Below are 15,074 nucleotides of genomic sequence, written 5' to 3' on the forward strand. Positions count from 1 at the left end.
AAACTTTCACTTACTTTACTCTCGCACCTCGAAGCTCGCTAACTTCTCTTTTAACGCGCTAAAGCACGACCTACAAACGCGCGAAACAAGTTTCACGCCTACGTTATAAACATTAGGCATTAGGATCTAGGGTCTGGGACGCGGTATAAAATCGATGCTACTTGTTCGGCGTTGAAACGCCTCCTACAAACTTTCCCCTTGTAGCTTGCTAACTCGCTAACTTTCCCCTTAATCGCGCTAAAGCACGACCTACAAACGCGCGAAACAAGTTTCACCCCTATACGATGAATCCCGTAGGAACGGCTTTAGCCGTGAATTTAGATGTTCGCCGTTGAAACGCCTCCTAGAAACTTTCACCTTGTAGCTTGCTAACTTTCCCCTCAATCGCGCTAAAGCACGACTTACAACGCGCGAAACAAGTTTCACGCCTACAATAGAAAACATTAGGCGCTAGGATTCAGGCTCTAGGACGCGATGTAAAATCACTGCTACTTGTTCGGCGTTGAAACGCCTCCTACAAACTTTCCCCTTGTATCTTATAAAAAAAAATCATTACTTGTCATACAAAATAATCTATTGTATTTTCAGGGAATTAAGGTTTAAAAATAAAAGGATTTTAGTAATGGTTAAACTAAATGGATTCACAGTTTTAATTTTGATTGCTATCAGTTCGCTAATAACTTATTTGGTTACTTCATCGAGCAACAATAGTGAGGTGACGGCTACCGTAATAGAGAGTCAAGTTAATAGTGATTCTAATAAAGAAGTGATCTCGGCGAATAACAAAGATATACATCAAAGCACTATTCAAGTTAAACAATTAGCCAATTCAGAGCCTGAAGGTAATAAGGTGAGTGAAGAGCGAGGTCAACAAACGAATTTAGCTGATAGACATTTTTCATCATCAGAATCTGTTACCAATTCATTCATCACTGATAATGGGCAAATTAAACAGCAAAGCGTATTTGGCGCAATCACAATTCCTGAATTTCATGACTTTTTGAATAATGTACGAGGTGCAGAAGAAACCGATAATTCAATAGTAAGAGAAGTTAAGCTGCTCGAGATGTTGAGTCAAATTCGCACAAACGACGTTTATGCTGAAGACTTTGCTTGTAGAGGTAAAGTCTGTGCTATGTCATTTCACCATGAGGCTAACTCTGATTTTGATCTTGATAAGTTGAGTACTTTTGATGAAAACTACCTTTTCACAAACACATCAAAAGATGAATCAGGTTCAACAGTGACAAGAGTCTTGTTTATTCAAACAGACAACCCATCTCAATTAGTTTTTACCAATGGATAGTCTTTGTAGATCGTCATTTATGGCGACAATAACCGTGAACATTCTTCAAATTACGTGCTATAGCACTATCTACAAGACAACGCGCGAAACAAGTTTCACGCCTACGAAAGAAAACATTAGGCGCTAGGATTCAGGCTCTGGGACGCGATATAAAATCGCTGCTACTTGTTCGGCGTTGAAACGTATCCTAGAAACTTTCACCTTGTAGCTTGCTAACTTTCCCCTCAATCGCGCTAAAGCACGACCTACAAGAGCACGAAACAAGTTTCACCCCTATACGATGAATCCCGTAGGAACGGCTTTAGCCGTGAATTTAGATGTTCGTCGTTGAAACGCCTCCTAGAAACTTTCACCTTGTGGCTTTCTAACTTGCTAACTTTACTCTCGCAACTCGCTAACTCATAACATATCTTTTGCTTAATTTAATGAACGCGATATGCTGAAGCAACGAATAAAGCATTACATGGGAGTAGCAAATGAATCTCAATCAGGTGACGTTACCTGTAAAGGATATGAATGAAGCGGTGGCTTTTTACTTAACACTGGGAATGATTCAGATTGTGGATACCCCGCATTACGCGCGCTTTCAATGCCCAGATGGTGATGCCACATTTTCGCTGTCATTAGAAACTGAAGAGTATAGTAATAGTGCGGTAATTTATTTTGAACATGAGCAGCTCGATGAGCTCTACGCAAGCCTTGTTGAAAAAGGCATTAGCTTTGAGCAGCCGCCAACCGCCCAGCGTTATTTATGGACAGAAGCAATTTTAAAAGACCCATCAGGGAATAAAATTAAATTGTATTGGGCGGGAGAAAACCGCTTAGACCCACCATGGAAGGTAGAAAAGAGAGGATGATATGTAATGAATATTACAGCAAAAGTTACTTTCTTAGTCATAGAACGCCCGGCTCATGCATTTAGATATACAGGAAGTGGTTGTTACCCTCGAATTTCATATTTGAACCGTGTCGATACCAGCTGTAGACTTATTTTTGAAGAGGGTAAAGAGTTCTTTGATGGAGAAACTGCTGATATATTTATAGAAGTGTTGGATTCATCCGCTCATCAGAGTATGTATATTGGTATGCCTTTTGAATTGTTTGTATGTCATACAAAAATAGCAGAAGGCCAGATATCAAGCTTATTTTGAGAGTAATTAATGAATTTAAATAAATGCTCTGAGGTTAAATGAAGGGCTTAATGACATTAAAAAGAATTGTTTGGTTGGTGCTTTTTTTATTACTCAGCTTCGAATCATTTTCAGCTTTTGCTTGTAATTGTGGGTATTCATTAGAACATTTTTGACGAAAAATCTAAGTCAGTTCACTTAATCAAGGTCACAAATCTAAAACTAATAAAAGCCTCTGAGACTAATAACGTTAAAGTTGATTTTGATTTAACTGAGACTCTATCAGCTAATAAATCTATAGCTAAAAATATATTGCTTAAACCAGGTGGTTGTAAACCAAGTTTGATGCCAGAGTTTGCATATGTAATTTTTATTCCGAAAAATAAATCAACTGAAACATTTATAAATAAATGCACAGGCATTATTGAATTGGGTTTGCTAGAGCATCCAGCTGCACAAGAGCAAGTGAAAGCTATAAAAGAAGAAATTATCGAGTTGGATCGTAAATTTTCAGGTTGAGTTCGATTGCAAAAAGCTGCTTCATATTTGTTGGTTTTAAAGTAGAAGCGCTAGAGTCTAGGTCCTAGCGCCTAATATCTAAAAGCTATTATCTAAAAACTTTCTACTTTTCTTTCAGTAATTGTTTTAGTTCAGCCATTTCAGCTTGAAGCTGAGCAATTTGCCCTTTGGTTGCTGGCATGTCGGCATCAGATGTTTGCTCTTCACGGGCGTTACGATGCTCTTCAGACATAACTTCTAATATTGCACCAACCATCATGTTTAAAAATACAAAGGCTGTTAAGAAGATAAACGTTAGGTAGAAAATCCAGCTGAGTTCATACACAGCCATAGTTTCATACATAACATCGGTCCAATCCTCGAACGTGGCAATCCTAAATAATGTGAGCATAGAAATAGACACATCACCCCACAGTACTGGGTTGATGTCAGCAAACAGCATGCTACCCATGGCGGCATAAATATAGAAGATCACGAACATGAGCAGGGCAATATAGCCCATTTGTGGAATGGCTTTTAAAAGCGAGTTAACTAGCAGTCTAAGCTCTGGGATCATAGATACAAGTCGCAACACGCGGAAAATACGCAGTAATCGAGCGATAAAAATCGTAGAGCCAGCTGCAGGGTAAAGGCTTCCCACCACGATTATAAAATCGAAAATATTCCAACCTTTGGTGAAAAAGTCTTTAAAACCACGGCTTGCGATAAACCGTATCACGAGCTCAACTAAAAAGAATACCGTGATACCTAAGTCCATCCAATGTAAGGCAAGCTCAGCAGTTGGATGTAAAGAGTAGGTGTGTGCACCCACTGTTAGCGCTGAAATAACAATGACAGCAATAACAAATGATTGAAAAATTTTACTTTTATCGATACGCTGAAACAGCTGTTGTAACTGCGACAACATCATATAGAACCCTTTGGTAATAATATTTAAACCCACGCAATATACAGGAAAACGCAGCACCAATGTATAACTACATAAAGGAAATTTAATGTTTTTAAATGCCTTAAAATTGGCCGTGATTGCGACCCTTGCAATACTTTTATCAGCTTGTAGCTCAGATGCCCGTTATCATGAAATTCAATCGGCGCGTTTAAGTGAATGCAATCATATGGCAGATAAAGAGTACCATGAGTGCGTAAAGCGCCAGCAAGACAGCTACGAAGAATTTAAAAAACAACAAGCAGAACATGACTAAAACTGAAAAACGTATAGATAAGGCTATTCGAGTTGCATTAACGCAAGCGTGCGAACAAGCAAAAGAACAAGTACAGGAATTTTCATGGTTAACGCATACTGCTGACCTAAAAAAGCTACCGCAATCACTAAAAGTAAGTTGTTATTGTAAAGAGCTGCCGATAACCGCTGAGCAAACCCAGTTAATTTCCAGTTTAATTATCAAAGAATTGAGCGCTATAGATTTAGCTATCAATGCAAAAGCAATTGCGTTTTTAAAGGAATAATAATGTACGTAAATTTAACCCCTAAACAGATGGTTAGCTTAAATCTAGCCCTTGCTATGTTATTTATTTGTATAGGTGTGTACAGCTTGCAATCAGACTCATTACCTATTTCAAGCTTTACCGGTTTTATATTTGCTATCGGTTTTATGGTGCAGGCCTACCGCTCAACAGAAAAATTTGCAGCCAAAACAGCGCTTAGTAAAACAATCACGGCAACAGACACGAGCTTAACGGTTAAGCAGGTTTATTATGGCGATAAAGAAGAGACTCTTGAATTAAGCCGTATTACGCAACTGAAAGTTGCTGATAACTATTTAGCCGTCATATTAGATGGCAACGGCCAAGGTTATGACTTTCAAATAAAAGGCAAAGCTGAAGCAATCACTAAACGTTTAAATGAGATATTGCCAAAGGCGCTGCTTAAAAACAGCCCAATCAAACAGGTTTAATTTGGTAAGCCAGCCGCAAATGGCTATAATCGGCAAAAATTATTGAAAGAGATATAGCAATGGCAGTGCCTACGCGTTCACAAATTTCAATTGGCTGCGAAGTCAACATTGTTTTAAAACAAGATCAACGAACAGGTCAGTTAACTCAAGGTGTGGTGTCACGTATATTAACTAAATCACCAAACCACCCGCATGGTATTAAAGTTCAACTTGATGATGGTCAAGTTGGGCGCGTGAAAGAGATTTTATCATGAGTGTTTTAAGCGAAAGTGAATTTTGGCAACTCGTGACCGCCGAAGACAAAACTGCCGAGCCTGAGTCTGTTTGTAACGCATTAAAAGCAAAGCTGACTGATTTATCTGACGAACAGCTGATGGAATTTGATAAGCAGTTTAACCTACGTATGCGTAAAGCCTATACCTGGGACTTATTTGGTGCCGCTTATGTAATGGCCGGTTGTAACGATGATTATGGTTTTTCTGAGTTTTTATGTTGGCTTATTTCACGTGGTGAACAGGCTTTTTTAAAGGCGCTTGAAAACCCGGACTCAATTGCCGAGTGTACGCCGGTTTATCATTTAAACGAACAGCCTTACCCGTATTTAGATGAGTACGATTTAATTGCCGGTATGCTTTACGAAGAACGTAATGATGACGAATTACCCTTTGTACCATCAGGCCTTGAGCAACCAAAAGGTAAACGTTTTAAAGATAAAGCTAAGTTTTTAAAACAAACCTACCCAAATTTATATGCTAAATATTGGCAGCAACCGAGTTAATTAAAAGCACCTAAGGGTGCTTTTTTTATGTCTTTAGGTTACTTGCTTTTACCATGACAACTCAGTAAGTTATTAAATAATATTAATAAAGTGAATGCTAACATGCGTCAGGAGCTTATTGAGCTAAAGCAGTATTTAATAAAAAAAGGCATTAAAAGAGAAACCTATGCGATTGATACTTTACCAAGAATTGAAGGGCATTGTATTTACGACGCAAAGAGTCATATTGAGGTCTTTTACTTCGAACGAGGGGTTAAGTTTCAGCAAAAAACATTCTCTGATGTTGAAGATGCGATAAGTTATTTTAAAGCAGAGTTACTTTCAGACCCCTTTGCAAAAAGTTAAGGACACGCTATGCGAATGGAAAATTTAGATATCAAATCAGAGCTTCACGGAGATGATGCCGCTAAAGTCGCATTTCAATGGTTAAAATGTTTTTGTCCGCATCTAACATCATTTTCCGAATTTGTTAAAGGGAAAAGCTATCTGTGGGATGAGCTCAAAGAGTTTACAAGCAATGATGAAGCATTGACTGACTTTAGCTCTCATCAGGCACTAAACTACTACATCATGCCTGACTACTTTAAACCAGGCGAAGATAGTATCTATGTCACAAATAAAAAACCACAAGGAAACTTGCATCGCCAAGACTTTCATGTTTTCCCAAAAAACTTTGCTTGGTCAATGGCTTTTACACATGAAGATGGTTGGCTCGGCCCAAAGTTTGTAAAATATACAAATTATCAACAGTTAAACAATTTAAATATAAAAGCGGTAAATGAAGTTGCTTCGTTAAAACAAAAATGGAGCGGTGGTTAGTTGCTTGCTTAATTTCTTAGTACCCAAATCCAATCATTTTGTGTTATCTTATTCATGCTTAATTCAGCACTATTAACAACATAAATCAGCAGACTAGATTAATTTGTTTGCTACAACACATATCAAAGGAAATGACAGTGTCAGAAAACGTATATCAAGCCCCAGAATCAAACCTTGCTACAGCATCAACAGAAACAACCACTTTAAGCATGAAAGAAATTTTGTTTTCTTTTAAAGGTCGTATTCCTCGTAAGACCTATTGGTATTCTTTCTTAGGTATTATTGTAGCTTCATTTGTTTTTATGTTCGTAGTTGCATTATTCACAGGTGGTAATGAAACAGCAATCTCTGTGATCACACTAATCTTTTATATCCCACTTATGTGGGTTTCGCTTGCGGTTCAAGTAAAGCGCTGGCATGACCGTAATAAATCAGGTTGGTGGGTATTGATTGGCTTAGTTCCAGTTATTGGTGGTATCTGGGCGTTAATCGAAAATGGCTTTTTAGCAGGTGATGAAGCTGAGAACCGTTTCGGTCAACCTACTAGCTTATAAGCTATACTGTGTGCTCTGAATATCAGAGCACACAGTAAACTTACCCAATGAAGCATTTCACTACGATTCAAATAGCTCGATTTATTATCAGCTTTAGTTGGCTTTATCATGGGCTGATGCCAAAACTTATTCACATAGCCCCCCTTGAACTAAAAATGACAGCCAGTTTTGGTTTTAATGCTGAAATTTCAACACTTATTACCCGAGCAGCTGGCATTGGTGAAATTATATTTGCCGTGCTGTTTTTTATTTTCTATCGTTCAATCTTAATCAATATTCTCAATATAGCTGCTTTAGTTGGGCTAATGCTGTTTGTTGCTGTTTTGCAGCCCGCACTGTTAGTCGAAGCGTTTAATCCTGTGACTACAAACATTGCTTTGATCGCCTTTAGCCTCGTATTAATTAAAGAACTCAAAGAACCACAGCTCAATGCTTAATACGCCGCACCAGTCACCAATAACTCAATTTACGAAAAAGAAGAAAAAAAATTTTTATCTTCTTATTTATTTTTTATAGGGTTAGTACAGATTATTGCCGCATTCTATTTTTTGGATTTGCCTATAAAAGAACAACTAATAGATGAGCCGGGCGTAGTACAACGCTTTTATGATTCACATAGAAATTGTGGCAAATTTAAATGTAAACTCATGACAGTTGTTGGTACTGAGAAGACGACTACATTCCTTAGACCAACTAACTTACCAATTAGCTTAAATGATAACGTTCATATTTTGGCTTCGTATGATAAAAGTGCCGAAGCGTATAAAGTCCATCAATTAAAACTTAATGGTAAGATGATTCAAAGTTATGAACAGGCGCTATTTAAAAGCAACATAGCTCGTATATTGCTTGGTATTTTTGGTCTGATTTTGATTGCTTTTAGTTTAATCAACAAGTTTAAAGCTAAACCGAATAACAACGCTTAATTTCATCAATCATGGCATTTGCTAAAGGCGAGCTGGCATTTGTTTTTGAGGTGATCAATACCACTGGAATATCGTAGTGATATTTGTTTGGCTGGATAGCTTTAAAAATTCCTTTTTCGACCCAGAACTGTGCGTAGTGATCGGGTAAATAACCAATAAACTCACCCGATAAAATCAAATGTGCAATACCTTCATCGTGATAAGCAACAGCACTATTTTGATAGTTTAAACCGTCGTTTCGGCTTTCTTTATCGCGCATGTAGTTACTGGTAATGACTTCGGCTTCTTTAATGAGCTCATTGATTTGTTTGTCATCACACTCAAATAATGGGTGACCGACTGCGCAATACAAAAAGTTAGTTTCGTTATGTAGGGCGGTGTAATTAAGTCCGCGAATATGATGGCGGCTAACGCCAATCCCCACTAATGAGCGGCCATTGGCTACTGAGGTTTCTACCTCTCGTGCCTCGCACACATTAATATCAAACTGAATGTTTTTACCTTTGCCTTTTAATCTTGCTATCGCGCGGGGAATGGCACAGCGTGGGTCGCTGACCATGGTATCTATCATGGCAATACTTAAACGTCCCGATAACTCGTTTTTAGAGCTGGCTACGGTATTAGCAAAGGCTTCGCATTGCTGAAGCAGTTCAATTGATGCCTGATAAGTGATGGCGCCAGCGTCTGTAATTTCAAAACCACTGCGGCCACGTTTACATAATTTAATACCAAGCCTTACTTCTAAATCAGATAAATGCGCACTGATGGTTGAGCGGCCAATATTCAAACGTGACTCTGCGGCTGAAAGCCCGCCACACTCAACAATTGCTACAAAAACGCGCAATAAGCGCAGGTCTACGTCATGAACTTGCATAGCTCTTCTTTTAGTTCGATAAATCTGGAATGAATAACGATAATTATGCATTTGTAAAACAACTAGAGCAAGCTAGACTCCATCTAAATAAAACTTAATCCTGTTCTTTAGGAGTTATAAATGACATTTAAGTATGGTGTTGACCAATTAACGTTAGACAGCGTTAATGCTATTGCAGCCGGTACGTTACAGGCAGAGCTTTGCCAAGAAGCAATTGATAAAATTAATAAAAGCCGCCAAAACGTAGACAAAATGGCTGCCTCAGATAAAGCCATTTATGGTATCAATACGGGCTTTGGCCCATTGTGTGATACACAAATTTCTCCAGAAGAAACCAACTTATTACAAAAGAACTTATTGATCACACACGCTGTTGGTGTGGGTGAGCCAATCGCTAAACCTATTTCAAAGCTGATGCTAATCACCAAAGTACATGCATTAAGCCAAGGTTTTTCGGGTATTCGTTTAACCGTTGTTGAGCGTATGCTTAAGTTTATTGAACTTGATATTATCCCTGTTGTACCAGAGCAAGGCTCAGTTGGCGCGTCGGGCGACTTAGCACCGTTATCGCACTTATTCTTACCTCTTTTAGGTGAAGGTGAGTTTTGGGTAAACGACACAATCAAGCCAGCAGCAGACGTATTAAAAGAGCACGGTTTAGCGCCTTTAGATTTACATGCTAAAGAAGGCCTAGCATTAATTAACGGTACTCAATTTATTTTATCGCATGCCATTACTGCGCTTACTAAAATGCGTTACTTATTAGACCTTGCAGATATCGCAGGTGCTATGAGTATTGAAGGTATGCAGGGTAGCGAATCGCCGTTCCGTGAAGAGTTACACGCAATTCGTGCTTTTAAAGGTAACGTTGAAGTTGCAGCACGTATGCGTAGCTTTTTTGCAGGCTCTGAAAACATGGCTTCACACACTGATTGTGACCGTGTTCAAGACCCTTACTCATTACGTTGTATTCCACAAGTTCATGGTGCATCACGTAACGCGTATTACCACTTAAAAGAGCTTGCTGAAACAGAAATGAACTCTGTTACAGATAACCCAATTGTGATCAGTGAAGAAGAAGCAATTTCGGGTGGTGGCTTCCACGGCCAACCACTTGCTATGGTTTTAGATTACGCTTCAATCGCAGCGGCAGAGCTTGGTAACATTGCTGATCGTCGTTGTTACTTACTGCTTGAGGGCTTACACGGCTTACCACGTTTGTTAACGACATCGGGCGGCCTAAACTCTGGCATGATGATCCCGCAGTATGTGACTGCGGCATTGGTAACAGAAAATAAATCATTGTGTTTCCCGCCATCAGCAGACAGCGTACCAACATCAATGGGCCAAGAAGATCACGTATCTATGGGTAGTATCTCTGGTCGTAAGTTAAACCAGATTTTAGGTAACCTTGATAAAATCTTTGCTATTGAGTTGATGTATGCAGCGCAAGCAATCGAATTTAGACGTCCTAACAAGTGTTCAGACATCATTGAAGAAAACTTTGCGCTAATTCGCAGCAAAGTTACCAAACTAGAAGAAGACCGCTTACTTAAGCCAGACATCGACGCTATGGTAGAACTTGTTAAATCGCAAGCGTTTAAAGTTAACTAAGGGAGCAAATAATGACTTTTCAAGAACAAATTAAGCAAGGTATCCCAAGCGTATTGCCAGAGCCAAAACCGTATCCAAGTGATGCAAACCGTGCTCCAAAACGTAAAGACATTTTATCGGCTGACGAAAAGCAATTAGCTATTCGTAACGCATTGCGTTATTTCCCTAAAGAATGGCACAAAGAATTAGCCGCTGAATTTGCCGCTGAGCTTAAGCAATTTGGCCGTATTTACATGTATCGCTTTAAGCCTAACTATGAACTTAAAGCGCGCTCAATTAGCGATTACCCGGCTAAATGCGAACAAGCTGCCGCTATCATGTTAATGATCGACAATAACCTTGATCCTGCAGTAGCACAGCACCCTGAAGAGCTAATCACTTACGGTGGTAACGGTGCGGTATTCCAAAACTGGGCGCAGTACTTATTAACTATGAAGTACTTAAGCGAAATGGAAGAAGACCAAACGCTACACATGTACTCGGGTCACCCTATGGGGTTATTTCCATCATCAGTTGAAGCACCGCGCGTGGTTGTAACAAACGGTATGATGATCCCGAACTATTCAAAGCCGGATGACTGGGAAAAATTCAATGCACTAGGTGTAACTCAATACGGTCAAATGACTGCAGGTTCATTTATGTACATTGGCCCACAAGGTATTGTTCACGGTACAACTATTACGGTAATGAATGCATTCCGTAAAGTACTGGAAAAAGGCGAATCACCAAAAGGTAAGATCTTCTTAACTGCTGGTTTAGGCGGTATGAGTGGTGCTCAGCCTAAAGCGGGTAATATTGCTAACTGTATTACCGTATGTGCCGAGGTTAACCCTAAGGCAGCTATTAAGCGTCATCAACAAGGCTGGGTTGATGAGCTAATCGATAACATGCCAGAGCTTGTTGAGCGTGTACGTACGGCTCAGCAAAATGAAGAAGTGGTTTCAATTGCCTTTATCGGTAACGTGGTTGATGTTTGGGAAAGCTTCTTAGCAGAAGATATTTTCATTCACTTAGGTTCAGACCAAACTTCACTTCATAACCCTTGGTCAGGCGGTTACTATCCGGTTGATATCAGCTATGAAGAGTCAAATCGTTTAATTCGTGAAGAGCCAGAAGTATTTAAAGAAAAAGTACAAGCGACGCTTAAACGCCACGCCGATGCTGTTAACAAGCACACGGCAAAAGGTACTTACTTCTTTGATTACGGTAATGCGTTCTTGCTAGAAGCATCACGCGCTGGTGGCGATGTAATGGCTGAAAACGGTATTGATTTTAAATACCCATCGTACGTACAAGATATTCTTGGCCCAATGTGTTTTGACTACGGTTTTGGCCCGTTCCGCTGGGTATGTACGTCAGGTAAACCAGAAGATCTTGATAAAACAGATGCGATTGCTGCAGACGTTTTAAATAAAATCATGGCGGACTCGCCTGAAGAGATCCAACAGCAAATGCAAGACAACATCACGTGGATCAAAGATGCGAAGCAAAACAAACTGGTTGTTGGTTCGCAAGCTCGTATTCTTTATGCAGACGCACAAGGCCGCGCTGAAATCGCTAAAGCCTTTAATGATGCCATTAATCGTGGTGAAATTGGTCCGGTTGTACTTGGGCGTGACCACCATGACGTAAGTGGTACGGATTCACCTTTCCGTGAAACATCAAACATTTATGATGGTAGCCGCTTCACCGCAGACATGGCGATTCACAATGTAATTGGTGATGGTTTCCGTGGTGCTACTTGGGTATCTATCCACAACGGTGGCGGTGTTGGCTGGGGTGAAGTGATCAACGGTGGTTTTGGTATGCTACTAGATGGTAGTGAAGCTGCCGAGCGTCGTTTGAAATCTATGCTATTATTTGATGTAAACAACGGTATTGCTCGTCGTAGTTGGGCGCGTAACGAAGAAGCTAATTTTGCGATTAAACGTGAAATGGCTCGTACCCCTAAACTTAAAGTGACCTTGTCTAATAACGTTGATGATGAAGTTTTATCAAACTTAGATTTCTAAGTTGTGTCAATGCAAAAAGGCCATGTTGTAAGCGCAACATGGCCTTTTTTATTGCCAAAAATTATTAAATAGCGCATCGTTTAGGGAATAAATTTTTAGCTTAGCGAATAAGGAGATAGATATGACTAAAACACTTACTGGTGGATGCTGCTGCGGTGAAGTGAGTTTTAAAGTCGCTGATAACTTTAGGCGTTTTTTCTTCTGTCATTGCGAACAATGCCGCAAACTAACTGGCACTGCTCACGCTGCAAATTTGTTTACCTCGCCTGATGCTATCGAATGGATTAAAGGTCAACATCACATCACGCGGTTTAATTACCCTGGTCGTGCATTATCTAGGGCGTTTTGTAAAACCTGTGGCTCAGCGCTGCCATTTGAATCACAAGACAGTAAATACCTACTTGTACCCGCAGGCAGTTTAAATGAAGAGCCAAGTAAAGAATTAGACGCGCAAATTTTCTGCGAAGAGCAAACCGAATGGCATAAAAAAGGTTTAAATGGCAAAAAGTTGATTGGTTTTGGTCGCGATTAAGTCTGATAAAAGAGTAAAGTTAGCAAGGTACGAGAGTAAAGGTAGCGAGGTACGAGAGTAAAGGTAGCGAGGTACGAGAGTAAAGGTAGCGAGATACGAGAGTAAAGGTAGCGAGATACGAGAGTAAAGGTAGCGAGGTACGAGAGTAAAGGTAGCGAGGTACGAGAGTAAAGTTAGCGTGATACGAGAGTAAAGTTTGCGAGGTACGAGAGTAAAGTTTGCGAGGTACGAGAGTAAAGTTAGCGACATGCAAGGGTAAAGTTAGCGAGATACGAGAGTAAAGTTAGCGAGATACGAGAGTAAAGTTAGCGAGATACGAGAGTAAAGTTAGCGAGTTACAAGTTTGTAGGAGGCGTTTTAACGCCGAACAAGTAGCAGCGATTTTACATCGCGTCCCAGAGCCTAGATCCTAGTGTCTTATGTTTTCAATCTTAGGCTTGAAACTTGTTTCGCGCGATATTATGTAGGTCGTGCTTTAGCGCGTAAGGTATAAATTTAAAGGTTAATGCACAAATGGATTTAGATGAATTAAATGCTTACCTCGCAAGGTTGCATGGGCTGGCAACAGTTGAAAAAATTAATGTACCAACAGAACAAGCTTCTGGTTCCTTAAAAATAAAGTTTAATGGTGATATTGGTACTAGAGACAACGGGGAAATAGAAGTAGAGTTTTTAGATGTTGATTCTTTAAGTTTAGCATTTAGTTTAGTTGGGCCTATTAAAATTGTTATCGCAAATGAGCTTGTATCAAGCTACCTAAATGAGAATTACCTAGAAACAAATTTTAACTTTTATCAATTAATTGATGATGTAGGAGTTAAATGGTGGATATACGCTAAAAACTTTAGAGCAAAGAAATTGCCTGCTTTTTACAAATAATGTTTAAATTTTATAGTTTATTTTCGACCGTAAAAAATTACTTAAATCAAAGGTTATCATGAACGAACAAGATCAGGTTGCTTTAAACAACATTGAACACTTTGGATGCCATGTATTGAAAGTTATGGAAGGGGAAGATGCGCCTGAATTTACTTACTCAATTGGTATTAATAAAAAACAGAAGAAACCGGACTTAATCATTCTAGGTTTAGATAATTCATTGGCTCACTCAATGATTAATAACTACAAAGATAGATTACTTAAAGGTGAGGTTTTTGAAGTAGGTAAATTTTATAGTGATTTTCTTGAAGGCTTCGATGTGACTTTCATCGATGTAGATAGTTCACATTATAAAGAATACTTAGGTTATGGCCTGTGGTTACATAATGGAAGTAATTTTAAGATGCTTCAAATGGTATGGCCAACAACAAAAGGTTTATGGCCATGGGATGAAGGTACTTCTGATTATTATCAATGGGCACAACCTATATTAAATAAGACAGGAATAATCGAAAAAGTTTGTTTGTAGGAGGCGTTTTAACGCCGAACAAGTAGCAGCGATTTTACATCGCGTCCCAGAGCCTAGATCCTAGTGCCTTATGCTTTCAATCTTAGGCGTGAAACTTGTTTCGCGCGTTGTAGGTCGTGCTTTAGCGCGTTAAAAGAGAGTTTAGCGAGATACTAGAGTAAAGTTTGACCAGTTGGTCTAGTTTGATTAATCTGTAAAACACATTTTAAAAGGAGGTTTAATATGTTTAAAGTTTTAACCTTAGCTGCTTTAGTCTCGTTAGCTGTACCTACAAACGCAAATGAAATTACAGCTGAGTTTCTTAAAAAAGAGCTTGAACTTGCTCATTCTCAGTACATCAAAGGTTCGAGTGATAGTGCGCTTTATGCGTTAAATGCACTTACAAGAATTCTTGAGCTTGATAGCGCTAAAGCGCTGCATACAGAGGTAGGCCCTAACAATCTTGCTTTTACTTATCTTCGCATTGGTCTCATTTATGAGCATGAAGGTGATCAGCAGCAAGCCAACAGCTACTATGCAAAAGCGATTAATGCTCAACAAGGCGAAAAACTTCAGCTTGCAGAGCTTAAAGCTTATGTAACTAAATTAGATAAATCAGTGAAAAGCTAGCGAGTTACAAGTTTCTAGGAGGCGTTTCAACGCCGAACAAGTAGCAGCGATTTTATATCGCGTCCCAGAGCCTGAAT

General features: G+C 39.3%; 22 protein-coding genes. 20 read left to right on the forward strand and 2 right to left on the reverse strand.

Annotation, left to right across the window (positions count from 1 at the left end; translation table 11 throughout):
- Nucleotides 1-622 precede the first annotated feature (622 nt).
- The 4 genes from AN394_RS12075 to AN394_RS22040 all read left to right on the forward strand — a co-directional run bounded on the left by AN394_RS12075 (nucleotide 623) and on the right by AN394_RS22040 (nucleotide 2,955).
- Entirely contained in the window at nucleotides 623-1,306 is a 684-nt protein-coding gene (locus tag AN394_RS12075; protein ID WP_054563812.1) for a hypothetical protein, read from the forward strand.
- Nucleotides 1,307-1,782: 476 nt separating this feature from the next.
- Nucleotides 1,783-2,163, forward strand: a complete 381-nt coding sequence (locus AN394_RS12080) for a VOC family protein (RefSeq protein WP_054563813.1) — start codon at nucleotides 1,783-1,785, stop codon at nucleotides 2,161-2,163.
- Between the two features lie 6 nt (nucleotides 2,164-2,169).
- Nucleotides 2,170-2,457, forward strand: a complete 288-nt coding sequence (locus tag AN394_RS12085; RefSeq protein ID WP_054563814.1) for a hypothetical protein — start codon at nucleotides 2,170-2,172, stop codon at nucleotides 2,455-2,457.
- Between the two features lie 324 nt (nucleotides 2,458-2,781).
- Entirely contained in the window at nucleotides 2,782-2,955 is a 174-nt protein-coding gene (locus AN394_RS22040) for a hypothetical protein (RefSeq protein WP_160316776.1), read from the forward strand.
- Between the two features lie 103 nt (nucleotides 2,956-3,058).
- Here AN394_RS22040 and AN394_RS12095 read toward each other — a convergent pair whose 3' ends face one another.
- The gene (locus tag AN394_RS12095) at nucleotides 3,059-3,862 is read right to left on the reverse strand and encodes an ion transporter (protein ID WP_200907879.1); all 804 of its coding nucleotides are present in this window, start codon (nucleotides 3,860-3,862) and stop codon (nucleotides 3,059-3,061) included.
- Nucleotides 3,863-3,950: 88 nt separating this feature from the next.
- On the opposite strand from AN394_RS12095, the gene AN394_RS12100 reads away from it, so the two are divergent.
- From AN394_RS12100 to AN394_RS12145, 10 genes are all read left to right on the forward strand, one after another.
- Complete coding sequence (locus AN394_RS12100) at nucleotides 3,951-4,157, forward strand: hypothetical protein (RefSeq protein WP_054563817.1); 207 nt, start codon at nucleotides 3,951-3,953, stop codon at nucleotides 4,155-4,157.
- Nucleotides 4,150-4,422, forward strand: coding sequence for a hypothetical protein (locus AN394_RS12105; RefSeq protein WP_054563818.1), 273 nt, complete (start codon nucleotides 4,150-4,152; stop codon nucleotides 4,420-4,422). The genes AN394_RS12100 and AN394_RS12105 overlap by 8 nt, the downstream gene beginning before the upstream one ends.
- Before the next feature lie 2 nt (nucleotides 4,423-4,424).
- Nucleotides 4,425-4,871 carry a hypothetical protein gene (locus AN394_RS12110; protein WP_054563819.1) on the forward strand — a complete coding sequence of 149 codons (447 nt, stop codon included), beginning with the start codon at nucleotides 4,425-4,427 and terminating at the stop codon, nucleotides 4,869-4,871.
- Between the two features lie 59 nt (nucleotides 4,872-4,930).
- The gene (locus AN394_RS12115; RefSeq protein ID WP_036971837.1) at nucleotides 4,931-5,125 is read left to right on the forward strand and encodes a YwbE family protein; all 195 of its coding nucleotides are present in this window, start codon (nucleotides 4,931-4,933) and stop codon (nucleotides 5,123-5,125) included.
- Complete coding sequence (locus AN394_RS12120; protein ID WP_054563820.1) at nucleotides 5,122-5,649, forward strand: DUF4240 domain-containing protein; 528 nt, start codon at nucleotides 5,122-5,124, stop codon at nucleotides 5,647-5,649. Before AN394_RS12115 ends, AN394_RS12120 begins: the two co-directional genes overlap by 4 nt.
- Before the next feature lie 102 nt (nucleotides 5,650-5,751).
- Nucleotides 5,752-5,994, forward strand: coding sequence for a hypothetical protein (locus AN394_RS12125; RefSeq protein WP_054563821.1), 243 nt, complete (start codon nucleotides 5,752-5,754; stop codon nucleotides 5,992-5,994).
- Between the two features lie 15 nt (nucleotides 5,995-6,009).
- Entirely contained in the window at nucleotides 6,010-6,468 is a 459-nt protein-coding gene (locus AN394_RS12130) for a hypothetical protein (protein ID WP_054563822.1), read from the forward strand.
- A 137-nt stretch (nucleotides 6,469-6,605) separates the two neighbouring features.
- A complete protein-coding gene (locus AN394_RS12135) occupies nucleotides 6,606-7,022 on the forward strand; it encodes a DUF805 domain-containing protein (protein WP_082401739.1) in 417 nt (138 codons plus the stop codon).
- 47 nt (nucleotides 7,023-7,069) lie between these two features.
- Nucleotides 7,070-7,459 carry a DoxX-like family protein gene (locus AN394_RS12140; RefSeq protein ID WP_054563824.1) on the forward strand — a complete coding sequence of 130 codons (390 nt, stop codon included), beginning with the start codon at nucleotides 7,070-7,072 and terminating at the stop codon, nucleotides 7,457-7,459.
- 210 nt (nucleotides 7,460-7,669) lie between these two features.
- Nucleotides 7,670-7,948 (forward strand): hypothetical protein, encoded by a 279-nt coding sequence (locus tag AN394_RS12145; protein ID WP_152966988.1) that lies wholly within the window; start codon nucleotides 7,670-7,672, stop codon nucleotides 7,946-7,948.
- Here the strand turns inward: AN394_RS12145 and AN394_RS12150 are convergent.
- Nucleotides 7,926-8,822 carry a LysR family transcriptional regulator gene (locus tag AN394_RS12150; RefSeq protein WP_054563826.1) on the reverse strand — a complete coding sequence of 299 codons (897 nt, stop codon included), beginning with the start codon at nucleotides 8,820-8,822 and terminating at the stop codon, nucleotides 7,926-7,928. The genes AN394_RS12145 and AN394_RS12150 overlap by 23 nt on opposite strands.
- Nucleotides 8,823-8,942: 120 nt before the next feature.
- Here AN394_RS12150 and hutH point away from each other — a divergent pair, with 120 nt between their 5' ends.
- The 6 genes from hutH to AN394_RS12180 all read left to right on the forward strand — a co-directional run bounded on the left by hutH (nucleotide 8,943) and on the right by AN394_RS12180 (nucleotide 14,997).
- On the forward strand, nucleotides 8,943-10,436 hold the full coding sequence (gene hutH / locus AN394_RS12155; RefSeq protein ID WP_054563827.1) for a histidine ammonia-lyase: 1,494 nt from the start codon (nucleotides 8,943-8,945) through the stop codon (nucleotides 10,434-10,436).
- A gap of 11 nt (nucleotides 10,437-10,447) precedes the next feature.
- Entirely contained in the window at nucleotides 10,448-12,448 is a 2,001-nt protein-coding gene (locus AN394_RS12160; RefSeq protein ID WP_054563828.1) for a urocanate hydratase, read from the forward strand.
- 121 nt (nucleotides 12,449-12,569) lie between these two features.
- On the forward strand, nucleotides 12,570-12,980 hold the full coding sequence (locus AN394_RS12165) for a GFA family protein (protein WP_054563829.1): 411 nt from the start codon (nucleotides 12,570-12,572) through the stop codon (nucleotides 12,978-12,980).
- Between the two features lie 513 nt (nucleotides 12,981-13,493).
- The gene (locus AN394_RS12170) at nucleotides 13,494-13,859 is read left to right on the forward strand and encodes a hypothetical protein (RefSeq protein ID WP_054563830.1); all 366 of its coding nucleotides are present in this window, start codon (nucleotides 13,494-13,496) and stop codon (nucleotides 13,857-13,859) included.
- Nucleotides 13,860-13,917: 58 nt separating this feature from the next.
- Nucleotides 13,918-14,388, forward strand: coding sequence for a DUF4262 domain-containing protein (locus AN394_RS12175; protein ID WP_054563831.1), 471 nt, complete (start codon nucleotides 13,918-13,920; stop codon nucleotides 14,386-14,388).
- A gap of 222 nt (nucleotides 14,389-14,610) precedes the next feature.
- Complete coding sequence (locus tag AN394_RS12180; RefSeq protein WP_054563832.1) at nucleotides 14,611-14,997, forward strand: hypothetical protein; 387 nt, start codon at nucleotides 14,611-14,613, stop codon at nucleotides 14,995-14,997.
- Nucleotides 14,998-15,074: the final 77 nt, after the last annotated feature.

Origin of the sequence: Pseudoalteromonas sp. P1-26, assembly GCF_001401795.1 — a bacterium.
Taxonomy (GTDB): domain Bacteria; phylum Pseudomonadota; class Gammaproteobacteria; order Enterobacterales; family Alteromonadaceae; genus Pseudoalteromonas.

Bases quoted from the DNA above. Each gene is read 5' to 3' on its own strand.
- AN394_RS12075 (WP_054563812.1), top strand. From the start codon at position 623: ATGGTTAAACTAAATGGATTCACAGTTTTAATTTTGATTGCTATCAGT.
- AN394_RS12080 (WP_054563813.1), top strand. From the start codon at position 1,783: ATGAATCTCAATCAGGTGACGTTACCTGTAAAGGATATGAATGAAGCG.
- AN394_RS12085 (WP_054563814.1), top strand. From the start codon at position 2,170: ATGAATATTACAGCAAAAGTTACTTTCTTAGTCATAGAACGCCCGGCT.
- AN394_RS22040 (WP_160316776.1), top strand. From the start codon at position 2,782: ATGCCAGAGTTTGCATATGTAATTTTTATTCCGAAAAATAAATCAACT.
- AN394_RS12095 (WP_200907879.1), bottom strand. From the start codon at position 3,862: ATGTTGTCGCAGTTACAACAGCTGTTTCAGCGTATCGATAAAAGTAAA.
- AN394_RS12100 (WP_054563817.1), top strand. From the start codon at position 3,951: ATGTTTTTAAATGCCTTAAAATTGGCCGTGATTGCGACCCTTGCAATA.
- AN394_RS12105 (WP_054563818.1), top strand. From the start codon at position 4,150: ATGACTAAAACTGAAAAACGTATAGATAAGGCTATTCGAGTTGCATTA.
- AN394_RS12110 (WP_054563819.1), top strand. From the start codon at position 4,425: ATGTACGTAAATTTAACCCCTAAACAGATGGTTAGCTTAAATCTAGCC.
- AN394_RS12115 (WP_036971837.1), top strand. From the start codon at position 4,931: ATGGCAGTGCCTACGCGTTCACAAATTTCAATTGGCTGCGAAGTCAAC.
- AN394_RS12120 (WP_054563820.1), top strand. From the start codon at position 5,122: ATGAGTGTTTTAAGCGAAAGTGAATTTTGGCAACTCGTGACCGCCGAA.
- AN394_RS12125 (WP_054563821.1), top strand. From the start codon at position 5,752: ATGCGTCAGGAGCTTATTGAGCTAAAGCAGTATTTAATAAAAAAAGGC.
- AN394_RS12130 (WP_054563822.1), top strand. From the start codon at position 6,010: ATGGAAAATTTAGATATCAAATCAGAGCTTCACGGAGATGATGCCGCT.
- AN394_RS12140 (WP_054563824.1), top strand. From the start codon at position 7,070: ATGAAGCATTTCACTACGATTCAAATAGCTCGATTTATTATCAGCTTT.
- AN394_RS12145 (WP_152966988.1), top strand. From the start codon at position 7,670: ATGACAGTTGTTGGTACTGAGAAGACGACTACATTCCTTAGACCAACT.
- AN394_RS12150 (WP_054563826.1), bottom strand. From the start codon at position 8,822: ATGCAAGTTCATGACGTAGACCTGCGCTTATTGCGCGTTTTTGTAGCA.
- hutH (WP_054563827.1), top strand. From the start codon at position 8,943: ATGACATTTAAGTATGGTGTTGACCAATTAACGTTAGACAGCGTTAAT.
- AN394_RS12160 (WP_054563828.1), top strand. From the start codon at position 10,448: ATGACTTTTCAAGAACAAATTAAGCAAGGTATCCCAAGCGTATTGCCA.
- AN394_RS12165 (WP_054563829.1), top strand. From the start codon at position 12,570: ATGACTAAAACACTTACTGGTGGATGCTGCTGCGGTGAAGTGAGTTTT.
- AN394_RS12170 (WP_054563830.1), top strand. From the start codon at position 13,494: ATGGATTTAGATGAATTAAATGCTTACCTCGCAAGGTTGCATGGGCTG.
- AN394_RS12175 (WP_054563831.1), top strand. From the start codon at position 13,918: ATGAACGAACAAGATCAGGTTGCTTTAAACAACATTGAACACTTTGGA.
- AN394_RS12180 (WP_054563832.1), top strand. From the start codon at position 14,611: ATGTTTAAAGTTTTAACCTTAGCTGCTTTAGTCTCGTTAGCTGTACCT.